Source organism: Pseudoalteromonas sp. D15MCD-2 (assembly GCF_038562745.1).
Classification (GTDB): Bacteria; Pseudomonadota; Gammaproteobacteria; order Enterobacterales; family Alteromonadaceae; genus Pseudoalteromonas.
The window spans coordinates 728,540-752,943 of sequence record NZ_JBCFQE010000002.1 but is presented as its reverse complement, the minus strand read 5'-3'; the positions used below and the strand labels follow the sequence as shown (position 1 = coordinate 752,943).

The 24,404-nt window shown below is 40.3% G+C and carries 20 protein-coding genes; 6 read left to right on the top strand and 14 right to left on the bottom strand.

Annotated features, from left to right (window positions below; translation table 11 throughout):
• Window positions 1–43 precede the first annotated feature (43 nt).
• Both AADY36_RS20115 and AADY36_RS20110 read left to right on the top strand, forming a co-directional pair.
• Window positions 44–1,345 carry a DEAD/DEAH box helicase gene (locus AADY36_RS20115; RefSeq protein WP_054562405.1) on the top strand — a complete coding sequence of 434 codons (1,302 nt, stop codon included), beginning with the start codon at window positions 44–46 and terminating at the stop codon, window positions 1,343–1,345.
• A gap of 209 nt (window positions 1,346–1,554) precedes the next feature.
• A complete protein-coding gene (locus tag AADY36_RS20110) occupies window positions 1,555–3,801 on the top strand; it encodes a carbohydrate binding family 9 domain-containing protein (protein WP_054562404.1) in 2,247 nt (748 codons plus the stop codon).
• Window positions 3,802–3,832: 31 nt separating this feature from the next.
• Here AADY36_RS20110 and AADY36_RS20105 read toward each other — a convergent pair whose 3' ends face one another.
• From AADY36_RS20105 to AADY36_RS20080, 6 genes are all read right to left on the bottom strand, one after another.
• Window positions 3,833–4,351: a protein tyrosine phosphatase family protein gene (locus tag AADY36_RS20105; RefSeq protein ID WP_054562402.1), complete on the bottom strand. Its 519-nt coding sequence runs from the start codon at window positions 4,349–4,351 to the stop codon at window positions 3,833–3,835.
• Window positions 4,352–4,370: 19 nt separating this feature from the next.
• Complete coding sequence (locus AADY36_RS20100; RefSeq protein ID WP_054562401.1) at window positions 4,371–6,107, bottom strand: amidohydrolase; 1,737 nt, start codon at window positions 6,105–6,107, stop codon at window positions 4,371–4,373.
• Window positions 6,108–6,180: 73 nt separating this feature from the next.
• Window positions 6,181–7,146 (bottom strand): Solitary outer membrane autotransporter beta-barrel domain, encoded by a 966-nt coding sequence (locus tag AADY36_RS20095; RefSeq protein WP_054562400.1) that lies wholly within the window; start codon window positions 7,144–7,146, stop codon window positions 6,181–6,183.
• A 112-nt stretch (window positions 7,147–7,258) separates the two neighbouring features.
• Entirely contained in the window at window positions 7,259–8,854 is a 1,596-nt protein-coding gene (locus tag AADY36_RS20090) for an AbgT family transporter (protein ID WP_054562399.1), read from the bottom strand.
• A 77-nt stretch (window positions 8,855–8,931) separates the two neighbouring features.
• Window positions 8,932–9,231 (bottom strand): hypothetical protein, encoded by a 300-nt coding sequence (locus AADY36_RS20085; RefSeq protein ID WP_287203480.1) that lies wholly within the window; start codon window positions 9,229–9,231, stop codon window positions 8,932–8,934.
• A gap of 7 nt (window positions 9,232–9,238) precedes the next feature.
• Window positions 9,239–9,499, bottom strand: a complete 261-nt coding sequence (locus AADY36_RS20080) for a DUF3081 domain-containing protein (protein ID WP_054554528.1) — start codon at window positions 9,497–9,499, stop codon at window positions 9,239–9,241.
• 285 nt (window positions 9,500–9,784) lie between these two features.
• On the opposite strand from AADY36_RS20080, the gene AADY36_RS20075 reads away from it, so the two are divergent.
• Both AADY36_RS20075 and AADY36_RS20070 read left to right on the top strand, forming a co-directional pair.
• A complete protein-coding gene (locus tag AADY36_RS20075; protein ID WP_342409585.1) occupies window positions 9,785–10,567 on the top strand; it encodes a TlpA family protein disulfide reductase in 783 nt (260 codons plus the stop codon).
• 79 nt (window positions 10,568–10,646) lie between these two features.
• On the top strand, window positions 10,647–11,927 hold the full coding sequence (locus AADY36_RS20070) for a flavohemoglobin expression-modulating QEGLA motif protein (protein ID WP_342409584.1): 1,281 nt from the start codon (window positions 10,647–10,649) through the stop codon (window positions 11,925–11,927).
• A gap of 90 nt (window positions 11,928–12,017) precedes the next feature.
• On the opposite strand, the gene AADY36_RS20065 is transcribed toward AADY36_RS20070, so the two are convergent.
• From AADY36_RS20065 to AADY36_RS20040, 6 genes are all read right to left on the bottom strand, one after another.
• Window positions 12,018–13,235, bottom strand: coding sequence for a type III PLP-dependent enzyme (locus AADY36_RS20065; protein WP_054562395.1), 1,218 nt, complete (start codon window positions 13,233–13,235; stop codon window positions 12,018–12,020).
• Window positions 13,236–13,495: 260 nt separating this feature from the next.
• Window positions 13,496–14,326, bottom strand: coding sequence for a hypothetical protein (locus AADY36_RS20060; protein ID WP_342409583.1), 831 nt, complete (start codon window positions 14,324–14,326; stop codon window positions 13,496–13,498).
• 56 nt (window positions 14,327–14,382) lie between these two features.
• Complete coding sequence (locus tag AADY36_RS20055; protein ID WP_054562393.1) at window positions 14,383–15,186, bottom strand: DUF1338 domain-containing protein; 804 nt, start codon at window positions 15,184–15,186, stop codon at window positions 14,383–14,385.
• A gap of 40 nt (window positions 15,187–15,226) precedes the next feature.
• Complete coding sequence (gene astD, locus AADY36_RS20050) at window positions 15,227–16,699, bottom strand: succinylglutamate-semialdehyde dehydrogenase (RefSeq protein WP_342409582.1); 1,473 nt, start codon at window positions 16,697–16,699, stop codon at window positions 15,227–15,229.
• An 18-nt stretch (window positions 16,700–16,717) separates the two neighbouring features.
• On the bottom strand, window positions 16,718–17,752 hold the full coding sequence (gene astA, locus AADY36_RS20045; RefSeq protein WP_054562391.1) for an arginine N-succinyltransferase: 1,035 nt from the start codon (window positions 17,750–17,752) through the stop codon (window positions 16,718–16,720).
• A 45-nt stretch (window positions 17,753–17,797) separates the two neighbouring features.
• Complete coding sequence (locus AADY36_RS20040) at window positions 17,798–19,003, bottom strand: aspartate aminotransferase family protein (RefSeq protein WP_342409581.1); 1,206 nt, start codon at window positions 19,001–19,003, stop codon at window positions 17,798–17,800.
• Between the two features lie 204 nt (window positions 19,004–19,207).
• On the opposite strand from AADY36_RS20040, the gene AADY36_RS20035 reads away from it, so the two are divergent.
• Window positions 19,208–19,636 carry an Lrp/AsnC family transcriptional regulator gene (locus tag AADY36_RS20035; RefSeq protein WP_054554593.1) on the top strand — a complete coding sequence of 143 codons (429 nt, stop codon included), beginning with the start codon at window positions 19,208–19,210 and terminating at the stop codon, window positions 19,634–19,636.
• 71 nt (window positions 19,637–19,707) lie between these two features.
• Window positions 19,708–20,856, top strand: coding sequence for a cellulose-binding family II protein (locus AADY36_RS20030; protein WP_342409580.1), 1,149 nt, complete (start codon window positions 19,708–19,710; stop codon window positions 20,854–20,856).
• Window positions 20,857–20,865: 9 nt separating this feature from the next.
• Here AADY36_RS20030 and AADY36_RS20025 read toward each other — a convergent pair whose 3' ends face one another.
• Both AADY36_RS20025 and AADY36_RS20020 read right to left on the bottom strand, forming a co-directional pair.
• Complete coding sequence (locus tag AADY36_RS20025) at window positions 20,866–21,789, bottom strand: hypothetical protein (RefSeq protein ID WP_287203489.1); 924 nt, start codon at window positions 21,787–21,789, stop codon at window positions 20,866–20,868.
• A gap of 42 nt (window positions 21,790–21,831) precedes the next feature.
• Window positions 21,832–23,754 (bottom strand): putative bifunctional diguanylate cyclase/phosphodiesterase, encoded by a 1,923-nt coding sequence (locus tag AADY36_RS20020; protein WP_342409579.1) that lies wholly within the window; start codon window positions 23,752–23,754, stop codon window positions 21,832–21,834.
• Window positions 23,755–24,404: the final 650 nt, after the last annotated feature.

Genomic DNA, 24,404 nt, shown 5'->3' with positions numbered 1-24,404 from the left:
TATAATTTGCGACCCTTGATATGATGGCCGCAGGTTATACAGCATGAATTTTAAATCATTTAGTTTTTCTTCTGAGCTTTTACAGGCATTAGAAGAGCTTAATTTCGAAACGCTTACTCCCGTTCAACGTAGTGCAATTCCTGCGGTAAGAAAAGGCAAAGACGTACTTGTTAGTGCGCAAACAGGCACGGGTAAAACCGCTGCATTTGCTTTACCACTTATCCAAAAATTATCAGAGTCAGCGGTTAGTGAAAATAATGCACCAAGTGCATTAGTGCTTGCACCTACCCGCGAATTAGCTGAGCAAATTGCTAATAATTTTAAAGCGTTTGCAAAATACACCGAACTCAAAACAGTGTGCTTGTTTGGTGGTATCAATCTAGCGGGTCAAGCTAACGATTTGAAAGCAGGTGTCGACATCGTGGTTGCAACGCCAGGGCGCTTACTTGATCATCTGCGTTTAGGTAACATCAGCTTAGCTAATGTTAAGCATTTAGTGCTTGATGAAGCTGACCGTATGCTAGACATGGGCTTTATCAACGATATGCAAATTGTTATTAATGGTTGTGATGAAGCGCGTCAAATCTTATTGTTCTCTGCCACTTTCCCGGCGGCAATTAAACAATTTGCGAGTAAAGTACTAAAGCAGCCTGAAATCATTCGTGTTGATCAAACAAACAGTACTGCAGAAACAGTGCAACATGTTGTTTATCCAGTTGAAGAGCGCCGTAAGCAAGAGCTTTTATCTGAATTGATTGGTAAGAAAAACTGGCAGCAGGTACTTGTTTTCGTAAACATGAAAGAAACCGCTGATGAGCTTGTAAAAGAGCTTAATCTTGACGGGATTCCTGCTGTTGTTTGTCATGGTGATAAAACCCAAGGTAACCGCCGCCGCGCTTTACGCGAGTTTAAAGAAGGTAAAGTTCGCGTGCTGGTCGCAACTGAAGTAGCTGCTCGTGGTATTGATATTGAAGGGTTGCCACGTGTGATCAACATCGATCTACCTTGGCTTGCAGAAGACTACGTGCATCGTATCGGCCGTACAGGTCGTGCTGGTAAGCCGGGTCAAGCAATTTCGTTTGTGAGCCGTGAGGAAGAAAACACTTTATTCGATATCGAAAAGCTAATCGGACAGCGCATCAAGCGTGTTGTTTTACCAGGTTACGAAGTAAGCAGCCGTGAAGTACTGATTGATAAAATTGGTAAAAAGCCGTCGCATTTACGTCGTAGCCGTACAAATAAGGCTTCGGGTCAGGCAACGGGTGAAGCGCGTGCAAAGAACCGTTCACGAATCGCAAATGTTCGCAAATCTTTGAAAGGCAATAAATTAAGCCTTAAAAAGTAATAAATTCCGATAACAAACGTATAAAAAAGCCCCATTGCTGTTTGGCAATGGGGCTTTTTTGGCCCTGCTAGTAGTACAAATGGAGTATTTTGTTAAATTTTATGACATAAAACCGAAAATTAGATTAACAAATGTACCTTACTGAATTACAATCGCTTTGAAATCAGTCAAGTAGCGTTTCTAGCGCGTCAGTGTCTAAATGGATGTTTATGCAGTACATAAAAAGAATAATAAATAAAATAGTCGCCCCTACCTTTTTACTTAGTGTTGCCTGTATGCCTTTTTCTGCCAATGCATTTGATAAAGCAGAGTTCTCCCTTGCCCATATTAAAGAGTCTATTAGCGTTGATGGTGTGATGGATGAGTCGCATTGGCAATACGCCACAAAAGTACCATTAAAATATCAGAATGAGCCAACCGAAAAAGGCACGCCGCTCGTACAAACCGATGCCTACATGTATGAAGATGGTAAATACTTGTATGTTGGTTTTATTGCAAAAGATAATGACCCTTCGCAAATTCGTGCCGCCCTTCGAGATCGTGATACGCTTTGGCAAGACGACAATGTTGCCTTGATGATTGATACCTTCAATGATGAACGAACCGGCTATGAGTTTTATGTAAACCCTCTTGGTGCGCAAGGCGATATGCGCATGACGGATATTGATGATTGGGTGGAAGATCCATCATGGGATGCCATTTGGGACAGTGCAGGGCAAATTACCGACGACGGTTATGTGGTTGAAATGCGTATTCCATTCACTGCACTTCGCTTTCCAAAAGATCAAACAGAGTTAACGTGGAGTTTTGCCGTTTGGCGAAATTATCCGCGTGATGTGTATTATCAAATGTCGAATGTTGGTTTTGACCGAGATGTAAAATGTAGCTTTTGCCAGTTTGATAAACTCACAGGCTTTGCCAACATGACAGAGAGCCAAAACATTCAGCTTACGCCCACTTTAACGGCGCTTCGCCATGATACCAAAGATACAGTGCCGGGTGATTGGCAAAATGGTGATATTGATACTGAAGCGGGCTTGGACTTACGTTGGGGGGTGACGCAAGATGCGGTTATTAATGCCACCATTAATCCTGACTTTTCGCAGGTCGAGGCAGATTCACTTGAACTTGATGTAAATACTACTTACTCAATTTATTATGCTGAAAAGCGTCCATTCTTTTTAGATGGCGCCTCTTATTTTGATACCAGCCAACTAGAGCTTTTATATACGCGAATGATTGCTGAACCTGATGTGGGTTTAAAGTTAACAGGTAAAACAGGCGCGCACAGCTATGGCTTTATGTACGCTGACGATCAGAATACCAGTGTCTTACTTCCGACGAATCAAGGTTCTGGCTTTGCTAATCTAGCAGATAAAACGCAAGCAGTAGCGGGGCGTTATCAGTTTGATATTGGCCAAAAAGGCACAATTGGTGTGATGAGCACTCACCGTGAAAATGATGATTATCATAATACGGTGTTATCTTTAGATGGCAGCTACTGGTTTAATCAATCAGATAGTTTGCAGTATCAAGTAGCAAGCACAGATACCACTAACTCAGAATTTTTAGTTGATTATTATGGCATTGATAAAAATCAATCAGATCAAGCTTATGCCATTGAATTTACAAGAACTAAGCGTGATTATGAAGTCTATGCTAGCTACGAAAATATAGGTAAAGAATACCGCTCAGATTTGGGTTATCAAGCTAAAGTTGATTACGAGCAAGTACAACTAGGCGGTGGACAAACATGGTATCGCGATGCTGATGATGCAATCACAGAGTACAGCTACAATGTTGAGTGGGATAAAACATGGGCGCAAAATGGCGACCTACTCGAAGAAGAATACGATGGCTTTTTTACCTTTAAAGGTAAGATGCAGTCGCAAACAGAAATTGGCTTTATTCATCGTAATGAGTTTTATGCCGGCGAGTTTTTTAATCAAAACATAGGTTATATCTATGGCGGTTTTAGACCCATTCGTGACATTAGCTTTTTATTGTATGCTCAATATGGCAGCAAAATTGATTATAGTAATGCAGCTTTAGGTACTATGGTTCGCATTGAACCTGAGATGACATGGGATATAAACGATCATTGGCAGGTGCAACTAGAGCACAGCTACAGCTATTTAGATAACGAGCAAAATGAACGTGTTTATACTGCAAATTTAACGGATCTGCGTGTTTATTATAAATTTAATATGCGCTCGATGCTGAAACTCGTTTTGCAGTTTGAAGATGTCGATCGAAACAATGAAGCTTATCGATTTGATGTAAGCCAAACTAACCGCGATTATGGCAGTCAGTTAGTGTATTCGTACAAGATTAACTCACAGACACTGTTTTATTTAGGGTATTCTGATAAAGGGTATCAAGATGATTCGTTGAAGAATCTTGAGCGTGATCAACGTACCTTCTTCACAAAGCTAAGCTATGCATGGCAGCTTTAGCTTAAGCAAAAATAATACATAGTTGGTCAGCTTATGGCTGACCAACTTCTTCGTTTACTTTACTTCTTACCACTCCTTCAAGGCTTTTTAAGCCCCATTGCTTACCAATCTCAACAGCTTCATCAACTGGCTTTTTCAAGGTTATGGCATTGTATAGCGCAACAAGAGCGCCAACACGGTTGCTGCTCGCGCAGTGAAGTAAGGTGGTTTGCTGTTGGTGCTCATTGAGCAAAGCCTGAAGTTTCGTAGCATTTTCAATGGTAATATCAGCTTTAGATTGCACAGGGATATGGTAATAGTTCATACCAAGCTCAGTGACTAACTCTTGCTCAGACCAATTCGTTTCGTTATCACCGCGAAGGTTGATGATGTTCTCAACACCAAGTTGTTTTAGCTTGGCAAAATCGGTTTGACTTGGCTGACCTGAAGTTAGCACATGCTCAGATTGGGCCTTAAGATTCAAAATATCCAGTTGCGTAGCAGCTGTTTGTGCTGCTAATGCTGAAAATGACAGCAGCGCAGCACAGGCTAATTGTATAAACTTATTCATGTTACTCCTTGAAAAGTGTTTAATTTTTGCTGTAGACGGTTTCACCACGGCTAATGGTTTCTATCACTTGTAAGTTATGTAGCTCTGCAGGCTTTATTTTCAACGGGTTGTTATCAAGGATAATTAAATCTGCTTGCATCCCTTGTTTTAATTGCCCTTTTGAGCTTTCTTCAAAGTGTTGATACGCAGGCCATGTTGTCATTGCTTGTAGTGCAGTATACACAGAAACACGTTGATCTGGGCCTAATACTTGATCTGTACGAGTTGTACGGTTAACCGTTGCATCTAATACACGCAGTGCATTGGGCAGAGCTACAGGCGCATCATGATGGGTACTGAACATTAATCCTTGTTTGCGAACTGCATGGGTGGGCGAAATAAAATCGGCGCGGGGATGACCAAGCACCGAATTTACATGCCAGTCGCCCCAATAAAAGGTATGCATTGGGAAGAGCGATGGAAATATGCCTAATTCTTTAAGACGGTTTACCTGATCTTGACGAATAGTTTGACCATGAATAAGTACGGGGCGGCGGTCTTTTTTACCAAGCTTGTTATTAGCATTTTCAACAGCATTTAAAAATTGTTCAATAGCGGCATCACCATTTGCATGAGTCATCACTTGCCAGTCATTGGCAAAGGCAGTTTCAATATACTGATAGGCTTGTTCATCATTAAAAGTAGGGTAGCCTGCATAGCCTTGCTCTTGGCCTTCAGGTGCTTTTAAGTATGGGTGAGATAACCAAGCGGTTTTTCCTTGTGGTGAGCCATCAAAGTTAAGTTTTACACCACCAATACGAAAATGATTTGTGTAGTTTTTACTGTTATAGGGTGAGTCCATAAAACTGCTGCTGGTAGCCATATCGGCATAGGCTACCACATCAATGACAAACTTATCCGCTTTGGATGCTCTTACCATCGAATCATAAGCTTCTTGAGTTGCTCGGCCTTCTTGTGCTGTGGTGTAGCCGTATTTTGTGTAGAGTTTTTGCCCTTCTTGCAGCATTAAATCTTGTAAGTCAGGATCAAACGACTGCATGAGTTTAAACAGTAAACCAAAGTGCGCGTTTTCTTCGAGCACCCCATTGGGTTCTTGTGAGTTGGCCATACGACGAATTAGCCCACCGTCAGGATTGTCTGTGTTTTCGTCGATGCCGGCCATGGCTAAGGCTTTACTGTTTGCAACACTTAAGTGCCCCGAAGTATGAATGATGATCACTGGCTTTTCGGTGCTAACGCGGTCTAAGTCCATTTTAGTTGGGTATCTATCAAGCTCAGCATCATCGTAACCAAAGCCTAAAATAGCACCCGTTTTTTCAATAAATGTGGTGTAGTCAGGGTTATTTTGTGCTGCGGTAAGAATATTAACGATTTGCTCAACACTATTGGCATCACCATCTGGGCTAGGTAATACATTGGCTACCATGGCTTGCAAACCAACACCATAGACATGGCTATGGCCATCAACAAAGCCTGGCATTAAGGTTTTGCCTTGCAAATCAATCAGCTTTGTTTTGCCAAACTTATGCTCAAGTGCTTTAGTTTTATCACCCACAAAAATGATTTTTTCACCTTGGGTAGCGATTGCTTGTGCATATTCGGGTTTGTCGCCAGTCATTGTAAGAATATCGCCACCATAATAAATGGTATCTGCTGCACTTACTTGCAGTGGTAGCGTTTTAGCTGTTTGTTCAGGGGGGTTATCGCAAGCCGTTAAGGCAAGTACTGAACAAGCGATTGCGAGGTGATGTTTCATATAAATCTTCCATGAATTTTGATTATGTCTAAGAATATAGTCTGTTTAAAAGTTTTGTCTTTAAAAAATAGTATTAAATTTCGTTAAAGTACAAGACAATAGCTGCACCATCGAGGCTACTACCGTTGTGAATATTGATGCCGATACCAAAGTTGTCAAACCACGAGGTCCACTTGCTACTATCCCATAAAAAGCCGATACCGTATTCATAAAAATGATCGGTCCCAAACGCTGCGCGACTATCGCCGCCTAAATCGATACGTTGGCCTTTAATGTAAAAAGCTTGCTCAAAAAGCCCAATTTTGAACATGTTAAATTTAGCTTTGATACCATTAAGTGTGCGCCATGTTTCAGGTGTTGCATTGCTTATCCCATCAGGGTGAGAGAGTGCCCAACCATAGTAATAATTAAAATTAAGCTTGTACTCGTAATAGCCCCAATGCCTAGGTAAGCGATAGATCATGGTCGCATTTGGGTTTAACACCAGTGCATTACTATTGAGGTTGGTGTAAAGATTTTCGGTTAAAGGCTTAAAGTTACGCCTAGACTCGGGAGAGTTATACTCATAGTCATTGTTGTAATGTAAGTAGTGAGTATTAAAGCCAAATTGATATGACCATTTAGAGCCAAGTGCTTTTTCGGCATTAAAACCGATCATGCCGTTATATACAGTTTCTGAAATATAGTCGTCAGCCACATTATCAAATAGCGAAATGAAATCTGATTGATTCAAATAGCTTACCCTGCTGGTCAAACTTAGTTTGTGTTGATAAATTGGCTTATCAAGCTGCCAAGTATAAGGAATACTGTAGAGTCTGAGTTTTTTTCTAAGCGCGATACTGTCTTCATCTTTACTGCTATGTTGTGGGTCAAACAGTGTTTGTGGGTCAAAATCACCCATACCTAAGGTAATACTGTCCCCATCCGTTAAAACCAACGATGTTGCAAATGCGGTTTCAAGTTGCTTAGTTGGATTGGCATATAAATTAAATACACTTAATGCGTGCAATAGAAACCACAGCTTTAATAGCTTTTTCATATAAAATAACAATAAAAATTAATGTCTTAATAATAGTCATAAAGTTAGCTTTCAACAATCTCAGGTACAAAAAAGCCAAGCTAATGCTTGGCTTTTTACCTCTCTAAGAAGATTAAGGCTGATAATAAATTGGTGATTCAGGGCCAACTGGGAAGCCCAGAACAAATACCCATAAATAGAATAACGCAACCCAACCAACAAAGAAGATCATACTGTAAGGAAGCATGGTCGCAACCAATGTACCAATACCCATGTCTTTCTTATACTTAGTGGCAACAGCCAGTATCAAGCCAAAGTAACTCATCATTGGGGTGATAAGGTTAGTAACCGAGTCACCAATTCGATACGCCGCTTGAATGGTTTCTGGTGCGTAGCCTATTAGCATTAACATTGGCACAAAGATTGGTGCTGTGACAGCCCATTGTGCAGATGAAGAGCCTAAGCTTAAGTTTACTAATGCACACATTAAAATGAATAGCACGAATACTTCAGGGCCTGTTAGGTTTAATGCTTGCAAAAGAGCTGCACCGTTAATGGCTAAAATCGTACCTAGGTTGGTCCATTTAAAAAAGGCAACGAACTGTGCTGCAAAGAAAACTAGCACAATGTACATCCCCATCGAGCTCATGCTTTTACTCATGGCATCGATGACATCTTTATCGTTTTTCATGGTGCCAACAACTCGGCCGTAAACAAAGCCTGGAATACCGAAAGTTACAAAGATAAATACCACAATGCCTTTTAAAAATGGCGAGTGTGCAACAAGGCCTGTTTCTGGGTTACGCAAAATGCCATCTTCAGGAACAATTGTCCAAGCAAGTAATAATGAAACCACTAACAGAGAAACGCCCGCCCATTTTAGACCTGACTTTTCTTTATCGGTTAGCCCTGCAATGTCGTTCTTTGGCAAATCATTGCTTGCTTCATCTGGGTTGTACTTGCCAAGACGAGGTTCAACGATTTTCTCTGTAACTAACGTACCTAGAGTAGCGATTAGAAATACTGAAATCATCATGAAATACCAGTTTGCTTCAGCGCCAACTTGGTAGTTCGGATCAATCATTTGTGCTGCAGGTGTAGTGATACCTGCAAGTAGCGGGTCAATGGTGCCGAGTAATAAGTTGGCACTGTAACCTCCTGAAACGCCGGCAAATGCCGCAGCAAGACCGGCAAGAGGGTGACGACCAAGACTGTGGAATATCATGGCTGCTAATGGGATTAGTACGACGTAGCCAAGTTCTGATGCCGTATTTGATAAAATCGCAGCAAACACCACCATAAAAGTAACTAAACGCTTTGATGCGCCCATTACCATGCCGCGCATAGCAGCAGAGAGTAAACCTGAGTGCTCTGCAACACTCACACCTAATAAAGCAACCAGTACCGTACCAAGTGGTGCAAAGCTAGTGAAGTTTGTAACAAGGCCAGTAACGATGCGCTGAAGGCCTTCGGCGCTAAGTAGGCTGACAACTTCAATAACACCATCAGGATCGCGACCAGCAGCACCTTCTGGGCGTGGGTCGATAGCACTTAAACCATACCAATCGGCAATGCCACTAAAAACTATAATGGCAACGCAGAACATTGCAAATAAAGTGATAGGGTGGGGTAGCATATTACCCAAAAATTCAACGGTGGCTAAAAATCGGTTAAACAACCCATTATTGCCACCCTCATGGGTGTTGTGAGAGTTTATAGTTTTTGACATGTCCAGTTCTCATTATTTCAAAATGGCGCTAACCTAGCATTTTTTACCGGACAGATCATGTTTTAGCGGTGGGATATCTAATAGGTACGTTCCAATACGCCCTTATATAGCAAGGGGTAGCGGCGCAAACGTTTGCCAATGTAATCATCGGCTAAAATTTGCGCACAGATTTGATCTACATCGTTACTTGCTTCAAATACCCAATCAAAGCGCTCAATAGCAAGCAAAAAGCCACGCTTAAGGAACTGTTGTTCACGATAGTAACTAAGGTTTTCGCGAATAATATCTAACTTACCTGGGTTAGATTTTAGTTCATTGATAACTTGGTTGATAAATACCTGCTGTTGCTTTGACTCAGCTTTTACCCGTCGTTTCATTACTTCTTTACAGCTCCTGTTCTGCGATATAAAGCACTTTCTTTAAAAAGTCTTCTTTGTTCTTTTCATGTTGATAGTCAAGGTGATAGGTATTATGAAAGCCGAAGCGCAGTAACACACCACTGCCTTTTAGATATACCGTATAACCATCGATATCCGAAAAAGCGCAAATACCCTCATAAAGCTTTCCATCTTCATGATCTTCACCGTGTTGAATGATTTTTTCATACACAGATAGAATTAATTTACCGTCTAGCTCATTTTTCATGATGACTCCTTTTTGAAGTAATACGTTTCAGATCTATAAAAAGTTTAGTGCCATTTTATGCAGGTATTAAACGTGCTGTGTGTTTTTAAAACCTTACTTTGCGATAAATCACTAAAATCATATTTAGATAGCAGATGTCGAAAATTTACAATATTTTCTCTTACCTTAAACTTAAGATAGATTTTATTTGAGGGACACACAATGAAATATAAGTTTATACCCCTGATACTACTAACAAGCTTGTTGCTTGTAAGCAAAAGCATATCAGCAAATACAGCTCCCCTGATGTTAGAAAATGAAGCGGGGAAAATAGTTAAACTTGACAGTTACTTAGGCAAGAAGCCCGTTTACTTAAAGTTTTGGGCGACTTGGTGCAAGCCATGTATGGAGCAAATGCCACATTTTCAGCATGCATATGAGCAATATGGCGATAAAATTCAATTTGTGGCTATTAATATTGACCTTAATGATGACGCAGACGCTGTTGCTAAGGTTAAAGAGCGTTTTTCACTCACTATGCCGCTATTTACTGATCACACAGCCCAAGTTGCTAAACATTATGAATTTATGGGCACCCCGTTTCATGTGTTGATTGATAGTGATAAAAAGGTGATTTTTCAAGGTCACGAAGCAGATAAACCACTTGATAACACATTACGTTTGTTATCACACAATGGCAAAGTTGATAAAGCGCGTTTACTAGGCGAAAAGCAAGGCCAAGCGACTCCTTTGGTTATTCCGAAACAGGGTAAAAAAGCCGTGCTGTTCACCGCTACGTGGTGTGACTGGTACTTAGCCGACACGCGCCCTGCAATGGCAAAACAGTGTGTACTAGCGCAGCAACATGTTAATAAGCTGGCAGAGCAAGGAATTGATGTCGAGGTTAAAGTGAGTCAGCTGTGGACTGATCAAAGTGCAGTGCAAGAATATGTTGATAAATTCGCTGCAACTATGCCGGTTTCTATCGATTATGGTAATGATTTATTTATCGAAAATGGCATTAATTCAGTACCCAGTTTACTTCTCTACAACGATGGAAAATTAATTTCTAAGCATGCTAAATTTTAGCTCAAAACCGCTTAATTTTGCTTTGTAATTATGCAAATTTAGCCTATGCTCAAGGCTCATTTTACAGTGAGCCTAGAGCATGATAGATAAGGCATTATTAGCAAAAACACGCGAGTTATCTGACCGATTAATCGCATTGCAAACACCCATTCGTATCCTTGATGCGATCAACTGGGATAAACAAATCAAAGAAGAGTTTTTTAAGCATAAATGCCAAAAGAACCCATCGGTTGATCAAGCCTATTACCAACAACGTGATCTTGGTTTTGTACCAAGCGAGTTGCGCCGCGCGTTTTCTGATTTAAATCGCGATATCATCAGCCAGTTAGGGCAGCTAAACCCAATTTCCCAATACATGAGCAAGATGTGCACTGAATATAAAACAGTACTCAGTATGATTGAGTATCGTGGTACTCCTGAATTTCATGATTTGTCTGTTGAGCTGTTCGGTCATCCAAAAGATTTATTCCATGCTGGGGAGCCTTCACTTTCTGAGCTTGCAACTATGCTTGAGCAGCCGCTAAAAAATATGCTTGATGCGGATATTTTACCGGATGATCCAAAAAACATAGATGCGCAAGATGCAGTGAAAATTTTAGCATCGCAAGTGACTCAAACGATGCCGGGCATCGATGTTGAGGTTATTCTGAGTGACGGTATTGTGAGTGATGCTGCGGCAGGTGCAAATAATATTAAACTTAATCAAGATGTTAAGTTTTCTCAGCGTGAGCTAGATATTCTTGAGGTGCATGAAGGCTGGATCCATGTCGGAACCACGCAAAACGGTCTTGCTCAGCCATATTTAACTTGTTTAAGTAAAGGCACACCGAGCTCTACAGTGACCCAAGAGGGCCTTGCGGTATTGACCGAAATTATTACTTTAAAGTCAACGCCACGACGTTTAGCAAAATTAGTGAACCGTATTCAAGGTATTACTAAGGTTATTGATGGCGCGGAGTTTGTTGATATTTATCGTGATTATGTAGCGCAAGGTTTGAGTAAAGACGACAGTTATACACTTACTCAGCGGGTGTTTCGAGGCAGCACAGCAACAGGCTTACCTTTTACCAAAGATATCGCTTATATCAAAGGTTTCGTGTTGGTGTATAACCTTATACGAGTTGCCATTCAGTTAGGTCGAATTGATCAATTGCACTTGTTATTGGTCGGTAAAATCTCAATTGATGATTTTAGACTGATATCGCAATTACATGATTTAGGTGTGATTGAAGACCCTAAATTTATTCCACCACACTTTAAAGACTTACGAGGCCTAGCAACCTGGCTAAGCTTTGGCCGTTTTATTGGTAACTTGTCGTTTGAACAATTAGAAAACGATTACAAACCACTCTTTCTTTAAACAAAGAAATAAAAAAATGCAGCTGGAATGAGCAGCTGCATTTTAAGAGTTAAAGCATGTTGCCTTACATGCTTTTAGTCGAGGAAACGATTAACCGGTGAGTGCGTCAACATGAACTACATCATTCAGTACGATAACTTCTGCACGTTTGAAGAAGTTAAAATCTGTTGCGGTTGCTAATGTGTAAGCACCCATCATACGGCTGATGATTAAATCACCATTGTTTAATTTTGGTAGCATGATTGACTCACTTACTACGTCGATGCTATCGCAAGTCGGGCCTGCTAACACTGACTCAACACGTTCGTTTGATTGTTTGAACGAGTCGATAGGGTACGAGGCTTCATCAAACAATAAACCACTGAATGAGCCGTAAATTCCATCATCTAAATAGTACCAAGGCTTGCCATCACGTACTGCTTGACCCATTACTGATGCAACACTGGTTACAGCACTGGCTACAATAAAGCGACCAGGTTCAGCAATTACGCGAACTGTCTCTGGTAACTGTGCTAAGGCATCATTGATTGGCGCACAAAATTCCTCAATTGGCAGCACGTCTTTGTTGTAAGGCACAGGGAAACCACCGCCAATATCAAGCGTACTAAGCGCAGGTAATCCTAATGCGGCTACGTCGTTAATCACTTGATTACATGCAGCAATGGCAGTGACATATTTAGCTGGGCTTGCTGTTTGCGAGCCAACATGGAACGACAACCCTTTGATACGAATACCTAATTGTTGCGCATAGCTAATGATTTCAACGGCCATTGCTGGGCTACAACCAAATTTTTTCGATAAATCAGCGAATGCTTCCGCATTACGAAAACTTAAGCGAACAAGTAACTCAACCTGGTTTTTGTATGCAATGAACTTTTCTAATTCGTTGATGTTATCAACCACAAACACATTACAACCGTATTCAAGTGCATCACGAATATCACGATCACGTTTGATTGGGTGCGTGTGAATAGTACGATCACTTGGTACGCCTTGGCTGGCGACTAGGTCAACTTCACCGCTGGTTGCTAAATCAAAGCTGGCACCTTCTTCAAAAAGCGTACGAACAACCGCAGGATGAGGAAGTGGCTTTAATGCAAAGTGTAAAACAACGCCAGGTAACGCACGGCTTAATGCACGGTATTGGTGACGAACAGATTCACAATCTAGCACCATTAATGGCGCGCCATGTTGTGCAACAAGTTGCTCAATAAATTGGTTTGATGGTTGTGCGACTGGTTCGTTTGCAGCAACCGACGCTGCAGGTACTTTGATTGTTAAGTCTTGTGTAAGTGTTGAAATAGCCATTTTACTCTCCGGCAATTAAGCAACTGCTCGGAAAAAAATGGAAGTCCGAGTCAGTTGAGTGTTATCAAGCGCACAGTATGTTCTGTGCAATCAAATACACTCTTGGATAGTTGCTCTATCGCCTTGCTACAAACTGGGTTTGTAATGTACTCGGATTGGCTATCATCAAGAAGCGGCGAGATAATAGATCTGCTTTTTTATTTGCGCAAGTATTTTTTAAATATTTTTTGAATTAATTTTGTACAGTAATTAATAGTCACTTAGTTACTGTTTTCAAAGCGTATTCCATAACTTTTTGAATAAATATCAAGCATGGCGTTTGCGTCATCAGGGTGATTACTTTGGCTGTGTAATTGCTGAATATAGGCTGCCATTTCTGCGCTTTTCATATAATCATCGATAAGTGCAATGGCACGATAACCCGCCGTGGTTTTACTGCAGGTAAAAAAGCCATTAATAAATTCAGGGTATTCAGCAATACGTCTTGATGTGAGTTGGCTTAGTTCATGAGCAGGTATGTGCGCTTCAAGTGCTTCTTTGTAAGCAACAATGTAATCAATACGCTTATTGAGTAATAGTCGACTTAATTGTAAAAATGCATTTTCGCCATAAATAGCCGCAACGTTGTATTGTTTATTAGCAAAAACATCATCGAGTTCACGGTAGCTGGTGGAGCCAATAATGCCAAAACTACCTTTGTTTTTGAGAAGCTTAGTGACAGAAATAGGCGCAGAACCTGACTTTAAGGTGCTCTTAAGTGCATAGACTTGACGCTGTATATGCATATAGGTGGGTATTTTAGAAAATACCATGGACTCTGCCCGTTCAGGGGTTTTGATTGCGTTAAAGGTGCAACTGGCTTCATCACTAGATAAGCGCTTCATTAAGCGCGCATGATTAGTAAAGTCGACGTTTATATCGAATTCATCAGCAAGGGCTGGATTGATAACCGCAGCAAGGTGGAGGTTAATACTGAGTTTATCTGCTTCGCTGGCAAAATATGCATGAGACAAAATTGTAAGCTTGGGTTTTTCTGTTGCCTTTGCTGTGTTTAGGGTAAATAGAATTACGATAAACGCAATTAGTCTCATACATATCCTTGTATACCAACTCGCTTATTTGTACTTAGCGAATTGGTATGTGCTAATTATCGAGCATTGGTGCTCTCAAAAATTTTGTCAGCTGATGCTGCCACAAAACCTGTGTATAGCTCACCATCTGGTTTTGCATAACGCAGAGCGAACTCATAAAAACAACTCGGTACGGCAACAACACCATCGCTAAATTCAACTTCGCTGTCATCAGCAAGAGTCGAAGATTGCTCAAGTAATACTTCTGGTGAACCTTTGATCTCGCCGCCAGATGTATTTAGCGCAAAACCTGCATCTTTAAGTGCTTGGTTTACACTTTCGATATCATCGAATTTAGCCAATTCATTGATGCTCACAGTAAAGTGATTAGCACGGTAACCCCATGCTGACATCCATGCAGCGTATTCGCTTTCTGCTAGCAGCTTTTTGTAAGTGTCTGAACTTACTTGCCAGTGTGTACCTGAATATAGGAAATTATCCGCTGTTACAGCTTCTTCGTCAATCTGTTCAACCATGTCGTTAACGATAGCTTGTAATTCTTCTGAGCATTGCTCAACAAGTAATTCAGAAATGAAAACTTTAGGTTGCTTAGGATCTGAATGTTCGAAGTGCTTTGCGTATAGTTTTTTCGCTTCGAAGTGATACTCGCCGCATTCTTTGTAGCCTACTGCTAAAAAGTGCGCAGCTAGTTTTTCTAAACCGATTTTTTCATGGTTAAAAGTACGCAGTGCGATGTGATCGTTAATCACGTCATCTTTTTGTGTTGAGCCAAGTAACTCATGTACTTTTACCGCCGATGGCGTAACTGATAAATAGTTGTCCCATAGGTTTTCAAATAGGGCGTTTACATCTGTGTGCATGTTTAATTCCTTCAATTAATGCGGCGGAGCCGCCAATCAATTATTCAATAATTAAGCCCGGCGCAAGGGTCTGTGGTAAGTTAACTTTTTCGGCTTCAACAGAAGCAACAGGGTATGCACAGTAGTCAGCAGCGTAATAGGCACTTGCTCTGTGGTTACCACTGGCACCAATACCACCAAATGGTGCAGCGCTTGATGCGCCTGTAATTGGTCGGTTCCAGTTAACGATACCGGCACGAATACGTTTTAAGAAATGCTGGTAGTCATCGCTATCATCACTTAATAAACCAGCAGATAAACCAAATGAGGTGTTATTTGCTTCATTAATCGCGCTATCGAAATCTGTGTAGCGATAAACCTTGATAAGAGGACCAAAGTGCTCTTCATCAGGCATATCTTTAACAGCCGTTACATCAATAATACCAGGGCTTACAAAACCAGTACCCGGTTCAAGATGCTTAAGTTCGACAAGAGAGGTTGCTCCCATATCAAGTAACTGCTGCTGAGCTGCAACCATACCTAAAGCCGCTTTTTCGCTGATCATTGCACCCATGAACGGTTGATCTTCGCTGAAGCTGTCGGCTACTTTGATATTTTTTGTTGCAGCAATTAATTTTTCTAAAATTGCATCGCCATTTGCCGAGTTCTCAATGAATAAGCGACGAGAACAGGTACAACGTTGGCCAGAGGTAATGAAACCAGACTGGATAATGTCGTGAACAGCCGCACTTACATCTGCGACATCTTTTACGATCAGTGGGTTATTACCACCCATTTCCAGCGCTAAAATCTTACCTGGGTGACCTGCAAATTGCTTATGTAATAGGTGACCTGTATTTGAGCTACCCGTAAAGAATAAGCCATCAATATCTTGGTGAGATGCAAGAGCAATACCTGTGTCTACTTCACCTTGAACAAGGTTGATGACACCAGCTGGTAAGCCTGCTTTTAGCCAAAGCTTTAAGGTGAACTCAGCAACATGAGGCGTAAGTTCTGATGGCTTAAATACAACTGTATTACCCGCTAAAATAGCTGGCACAATATGGCCATTTGGTAAGTGACCAGGGAAGTTATAAGGACCAAACACCGCAACAACACCATGTGGCTTATGACGAATAAACGCTTTAGCGCCAGGCATTGGGTTTTCTGTGGTCCCAGTACGTTCGTTATAGGCTCTAATTGAAATGGCGATTTTACCCGTCATTGCACCTACTTCAGTACGTGTTTCCCAAAGCGGTTTACCTGTTTCACGGGCGATGATCGTTGCAAACTCTTCGCTGTGCTCTTTAAGCTCTGCAGCAAAGTTTTCAAGAATAACGATACGCTCTTCAAGAGTCATATCAGCCCAGCCCAGCTGCGCACTACGAGCTGCTTTTATTGCATCAGCGACTTGTTCAGCCGTGGCTGTTTTACCTTGCCAAACAACCTCGCCATTACTTGGGTTGATTGAACTAAAATCATGACCAAGGCCAGCTTGCCATTGATTATCGATAAGTTGAGTTGTGACACTCATTTTAAACTCCTTAAGTGGTTACAAACGGAAGAACCGTGCTGCATCCCCTTGTTTTAATTTAAGTGCATCTGCCACTTCTTGGCTGATGATTAAGGTGTGCTTGGCGTGGTTATAATGAGCATGTTTGGTAAATGTGGCTCTAAAGTCATTCACACCATGGTTGCAGATAGCTAATGTATCTGAGCTTTGCTCATTGATATGCGCAAGCTCACCAATCGTGATAGGGCACACTTGTGACTCACGAACACTACGAATATTGCCAAGCTTTGCTTCAACAGTTGGCCCTGCATCGAATAGGTCAACATAACCACGGTGCTCAAACCCTTCTTTTTCTAGAAGTTTTAGCGCAGGCTTGGTTTTTTCATGAACCTTACCAATCACAGCTTGTGCTTTTTTGCTCAGTAAGTTGGCATAGATAGGGTACTTAGGCATTAACTCGCTGATAAAAACTTTATCGCCTAAACCCACTAAGTGATCAGCTTGCGGAAACTCAATGCTAAAAAAGTGTTCTTGTAACCACTGCCAAAAAGGTGAATGACCGTCTTCATCACTTACACCGCGCATTTCTGCAATAATGGTGTCAGCAAAACGTTCGCTGTGCTGGGCCATAAATAAAAAGCGAGAACGTGATAAAAAGCGACCCGTTAAGCCTTTGCGGTTTTGCTCACGTAAGAACAAGGTACAAATTTCAGAGCAACCCGTATAGTCATTACACATACTCAGAATATCAACCGTGTTATATACGTTGAGAGTAGGTGAATGGTGAACAGTTTTACCTTGGTGGTAATGATACAAAGGAACCGACATTCCTACAGCAGCTTCGATAGCCGTTGTGCCGATAACGTCACCCGTTTCACTGTCTTCTAATACAAATAAATAGGTTTCGTCTTGTGGTTTATTAATATCTTTTGCAAAACTGCGTTCAGCGCGTTCAATTTTTTCTTGTAGTAAATTGTCGTCAACCGGTAAAGAGGTAAAGCCATGACCAGATTCAACAGCAATTTGTTTTAACGCAGCAAAATCATTTGCTGTTATAGGACGTAATACTTGCATTAAGTGCACTCCAATGGCGCATGCTAAAGCATGCGCCAACTAGGATTAACCGTTTACAACGTCTGCAACCGCTTTTTCAAAGCGAGCTAAACCTTCTTTGATATCCTCTAATGGAATCACTAAAGATGGCGTAAAGCGCACAACGTTTGTACCAGCAACAAGGCTCATTAAACCGTGTTTAGTGCTTGCTACTAGGAAATCCCGTGCACGGCCTTCAAATTTGCTGTTAAGAACTGCACCTAATAATAGACCTTTACCACGTACTTCACTAAATACGTCGTATTTTTCGTTGATTGCTGCAAAGCCATCGCGTAAAAGCTGTTCACGCTCTTTAACACCTGCAAGTACTTCTTCACTATTAACAGTATCAAAAGCCGCTTCTGCTACAGCACATGCAAGTGGGTTACCGCCGTATGTAGAACCATGTGTGCCTACTTTTAAATGCTCTGCAATGCTAGCTGTTGTGATCATCGCACCAATTGGGAAACCACCACCTAACGCTTTTGCTGTTGTAAGGATATCTGGTGTTACATCTAAGCCTTGGTATGCGTATAAATCACCTGTACGGCCAACACCTGTTTGTACTTCATCAAAAATAAGTAAAGCATTGTGTTTATCACATAATGCGCGAACACCTTTGATAAAATCGCTCGTTGGCGAAATGATACCGCCTTCACCTTGTAGTGGTTCCATCATTACGGCACATGTGTTGTCACTGATAAGCGCTTCAAAAGAAGCTAAATCGTTATAATCACAGTGATCAACAGCAGCAGGCTTAGGGCCGAAACCATCTGAGTAAGCAGCTTGACCACCTACGGTAACAGTGAAGAATGTACGACCGTGGAAACCTTTGTTAAACGCGATGATTTGGTTCTTTTGCTCGCCGTGTACATCTAATGCCCAACGACGCGCTAATTTTAATGCCGCTTCGTTAGCTTCTGCACCTGAGTTTGCAAAATACACTTTATCTGCAAATGTAGCGTCAGTTAACTTTTTAGCTAAGCGAAGTGCAGGCTCGTTTGTCATTACGTTTGATAAGTGCCAAATTTTTTCGCCTTGCTCTTTTAGGGCATTGACAAGAGCTGGGTGACAATGGCCTAAACAATTAACGGCAATACCACCTGCAAAATCGATAAATTCTTTACCGTTTTGATCCCAAACACGTGAGCCTTCACCGCGAACAGGAATCACCTCTGATGGGTTGTAGTTTGGTACCATTACGTCGTTAAAAAGTTCTCTTGTTACTTGCATTTGTTGCACCTAAATCTGGCTTAGTATGAAAAAAGTTAAATTGCAAAAAATAGGTCAGTTAAGCCGTTCCTGCCTAATTAAGCACGATGAGATTATTTTTCTTATCTATTTTTCTTATTATCTGGGTTAGGGACTTAAATTTGCAGTGCTATTTTGTGAAAAATGACTAAAATAAAAAGCAAATTAACGAAAAGAGTAGTCAAAGTGATAACTTCACAAGATGAAAAACTATTAGCTATCTTAAGAACCAACGCGCGTGCGAGTATTTCTGACCTAGCGAGAGCGCTTAATTTATCGCGCTCAACTGTTCAAAGCAGAATGTTAAAATTAGAAGAAACAGGGGTGATCAAAGGCTACAGCGTAGACTATGGTGACGCCTATTTGAGCCAAATGGTATCGGCCCATGTTTCGATTAAAGTGAAGCAAAAACTGACCACCAAAACGAATCTTGAACTAAAGCAAATTGATGCTATTTCACAGCTCTATGCAATTAGTGGTGAATTTGATTTGATTGCTGTCGTGCAAGCGCAAAACCTTGAAAAGTTAAGTCACCTATTAGATGACATTGGTAACTTAGATGGCGTAGAGCGAACAACGTCGTCTGTGATTTTAGAGACAAAGTTTAAGCGTTAACCCTTAATCAGGTAAAACCGCTTCTTTTGTCTATAATAACTGTTACTCGTTAGTTATTTAGGCTTGTATTGATGCTTGCTTCATTATTGCTGTCACTCACTGTAGCTCAGCCTTTTCAGTTAGGTACTAACTTACCAATTAACGCACCACACAACGCAATTACGCATGTTGAATGTATTTTCAAGCAAATCAATGTGCCATTTCACTTGCAGAAGTTACCTTGGTTAAGGGCTAAAAGGGAAGTGCAGCTAAATCGGCTCGATGGTTACTTTACCGCAAACCTGTTATCGCAAATGCAAGATTATGGTGAGCTTTCTGCGCCGATGTTTTTAGAAAACTGGTACTGGTTTACCCATGCAGATTCAGCTTCAATAGCCGAACACGATCTTCGTTATGGCGTCGTAAGAGGGAGTCATCAGGCTGATTGGTATCAATTAACCAATCGGAAAATTGAAGTCGAAGTTAACACCACGCAAGAGCTTATAAAAGTATTTAAAAAGCAACGGGTAGATAGAATCTTGCTTGATTTAGAAGAGTTTGAATTCAATGCGGTGCAGTTACAAATAAAGCCAGATGAATACACGCAAACATTCTATCGTTATGTACCTTTGGGATTATTTGCTGCAAATAAAACACTTGAGGAGTTTCCTGACTTTTTAAATGCCTTTAACAGTCACATAAGTAGCTGCTCACAAAGTCCCTTTGTATTGTCAAAAATTGAAAAACTTACTTTAGTGCAAGGGCTTTTAGAAAAAATACAGCAATTAGCGAATTCAGAACAGGTGCAGCAAGCAGTAATTAAAAGTAATCAGCAACCACTCGCGCAGCAAGATCTCGAACAGCTTGATTATCAGTGGGCGCAACAAGTCCGTGACAATACACCTATACTTGCAGAGCGCTACTTAAAACTTGAAGGCTCACAATTCTTACAAGTATGGCAAAAGCAAATGCAAGGCGTCATTACAGAAATAATTGTCAGCGATAAACAAGGTAAAAATGTCAATATTAGTGAAGTAACAACTGACTATTGGCAGGGTGATGAAGCCAAGTTTTTAAATATGTACCAGCAAGATGATGACTATCACATTGATACAGTGGAATTCGATGAGTCGACTAAACACTTTCAGGTGCAGTTTAGCGTGCCTATATTTGATAAGCAAAATCAGCACATGGGAGTGCTGATTTTAGGTGTAGATATCGAAAAAGCGCTCTCTAAATAACGCACTTAGTCATTGATTGGTTTTGGGCGCTTTGCGAATGACTTTCTTTTCGACTTCATCGAGCTTTATCACATAGGCATTACCGCCAATGCCTTTAAATTCTTCATCTGTAAAAACAATTGTGTTGTCATCGTAAAAAGTGATTGCTTCTTTTTGCGTAACAATGCCTAAGTCAATGCGCGATACATCCCCTGAAAAAAACTTATCGCCTTGATAATTTTCAAATAACCAAATGCTGGTTGAATCTAGTAGAACTAACTTGGTTCTATCAGGGCTCAGAGCCGCAGAAGTGATCCAACAAAGTTTTTCCATTGTGGTGCAAGTTTGAAACGAATCTATTAATTGTGCATCAAAGTTAGCCGCATGATCGCCAACTTTATACACTTTTGTAATACCATCAAATGGCTCAGTGCGATTTTTAGTAAATAAATAGAGGTGTCGGCCAAGGGCTACAAAGGCTTCTAAATCAAAATTACGTTGTTCTGGTTGAATAGGGCTGCCATCCATTTCAGGATAAGTGAACTTGATTATCTCTGCTTCTGTGGTGTTACTTTTAATATCGATTGGGTTTTCTATTTTATAAATGGTTAACCATTTTCTATCGTTTTTATTATTGCCAAAGTCCCCCAAAAAGAAGTGACCAAATTTGTTTTGTGTCATATCTTCCCAGTCAATGTTTTTAGCATTGGTTACCAAAATTTCTTTTGCTATAGAGCCATCTTCATTAAGACGGTAAAGTTTTGGCTGGTCACCGCTGTCATTAATAGCCCAAAGTCGATTGAACTTATCAAATTCAATACCAGAGATTTCTCTCAGTTTTGGGTCCACAGTTAAACGTTTTTTGCTGTAAAGGGTATAAATAGAAGAGCCAACCAGTATTCCAATGATGGTGACTGACAAGATAAAAACTGTAAGTAAGCTTTTTTTTAACATTAACAAGGGAGTGGCTTTGAATAATGTGTTTAGTATAACTTACTAAAGTGGTTGCTGTATATTCCAAACCCCTGTTCCAGTAACAGACATAAAGTTAATGTTATCTTGCAATACTTTATGGCCAACATTAACAGACGACTCAGGGTGGCTCACTAGGTAGCCTTGAACACTGTTTATGCCCATCGATTTAACTAGTTCAAATTGAGCGAGTTCTTCAACTCCTTCGGCGACAACTTTAAGACCGAGTTTTCGGCCAAGCTCGCTGACAGAGTGCATGATTTCATTATATTTAAGGTTATCGTTAGCTTGCGCAACAAACAGTTTATCGAGTTTGATCACATCGATAGGTAAATCTGCAAGGGTACTTAACGAGCTAAAACCAGTACCAAAGTCATCAATCGCAATAGTGATCCCTTCGCTTCTGAGTTTTTCTAACGATTGAATAATCTTATTGCTTGCTTTGATTAAGGTTGATTCGGTTATTTCAAGCATCAGCGCTTTTGCAGGCAGCCCTGTTTTGGCAAGCTTCTCCATGACCCACTCATAAATATCGTAATGTTTTAATTGCACGCCAGATATATTCACAGAAATAGACACTTTCTTCATCCCCGCATTATACCAAGCAGACATTTGTCTACATGATTCCAGCATGATCCAATCACCAAGTTCTAGTATCAGATTAGACTCTTCAGCAATGGGGATAAACTCGTCAGGCGTGATTGAGCCTTCAACAGGGTGATCCCAGCGAACTAATGCTTCAAAGTAGTCAATTGCACAATCATCTACATGTACAATAGGTTGAAAAGACAAATGAAAACTGCTGCTAGCAATAGCAAGGCGCATCTCTTCTAGCAAGTAATGATAGCGCCTAATCTTTTTACCCATTTCAGGAGAATAGACTTTAAAAATACCACGACCATCTGTTTTGGCTCGATACATTGCTACATCAGCCATTTGCAGTAATGCTTGTGGGGTGGATGCACTATCTGGGTAAACCGCAATACCTATACTAGCGCTAATTTTGATTAGCTTGTTACCTAAAACAAAATCACGTTCGATTTCGTGCAGTACATTTTGTGCAACCTCTAGTGCTTTGTCTTTATCATCTTTTAAGTTAATGAAAATAGAGAACTCATCACCACCAAGGCGCGCTAAGTTTTGTTCTAGTTGACTAATTGGGGAAATATTACTTATTTTATGGTGGCGTAAAACACTGCTCAAGCGTGTTGCTACTTGAATTAGCACATCGTCACCAAAACTGTGACCAAAAGAGTCATTTACCTGTTTGAATCCATCTAAATCTATAAATAGTAATGCACAGCTGAATTTATCCATCTCAGCAAGTCTCAATTGTTTGGCAAGGTGTTCTATATAGGCATGTCGGTCAATAAGGTGGGTTAACTTATCTTGATAAATACTGACTTCAGATTCACGTGTGTAATTAGTTATATGGGTTGTAAGTGTTTGAAAATTTACTTGTAACTGTTCAAGTTGTGTATGCTTGTTTAGACCTGATTCACTGGCTAAGTTTAGACTATTGAGTAATTCAATTGATTTAGTATTGAGCATCTTGAGAGCGTATTTCTCATGATTATTTTGAAATCTTAAGTTAACTAACCAACTGATGGCTAATGCTAACAAGATTAAAATGATAATGTTTACTGGTGAGAATAATGTAGTGAGTATAAGATCAGAAGTCGCAGCTGTTACGACTGACTCATTTGTTGTATTAATAACAATATAAGAAATATTATTATCGTAAACTAAATGCTGGCCACTTAATACGAGGTTGTACCAAGGAGCTGTTACCACTGTAACATCTGTACCTTGAAAGGTATGTAGTTCTAAGCCTTTTGGCGCGTACATCAAATCATTGACCTGTTTAGTCAAGAAGATATTTAAGCCGTATATAAAAGCTATTAAAGTTATAATACTTATTGATAAAGTTCGAAGAGCATTGGCCATACATTACTACCATTGTGGTGTCTTTGTTTTACAATAAAACCTCACCAGTTAATACATCGAGTATATTGTTTGTATCTAGATTAGACAAAACCTTTCTCATACTTTGGGGCATGGATGAGTATAGAATGTGAAAATTCATAGTTATTAGTGTTAATGCTCTAAAATGTTTTTCTTATGCTAATTAATTGAAGCCTTACTTTTATACTGCATTATTGCTATTCATCGAGCAAACTTTAGCACTGTTCCCGACAAAAATGCTTAGATACTTTCATACTAATAGTGTTTATGGTTATTGTTTAGCTAAACAATAAGTCACTACTTTGTATTTATTTTATTATCTCTGATGGCTGTGTGTGGAATTTATTATTTTTTCGGCTAGTTGTTAATTTTTAAATGTTATATACCAACTTTTGCTGTGGCCTGCTAGTTTTATCCGAAACAGGTTTTAAGCTAGCTATTCTTGTGGTCAGAAAAAGTGGTTATAACATTACTGAAAAGCAGCACTGTTAATGCTTTCAGGGATTGGTAGTCCGTTCGAATTTACGCTTTTCTACTTATTGTGTTTGTATATGCACTGAGATAATTTTTAAAAAAGTTAATTGGGTAGTGCGGGATTAGCGTCTGGTTTATAAAATTAAATTTGCGTTGCG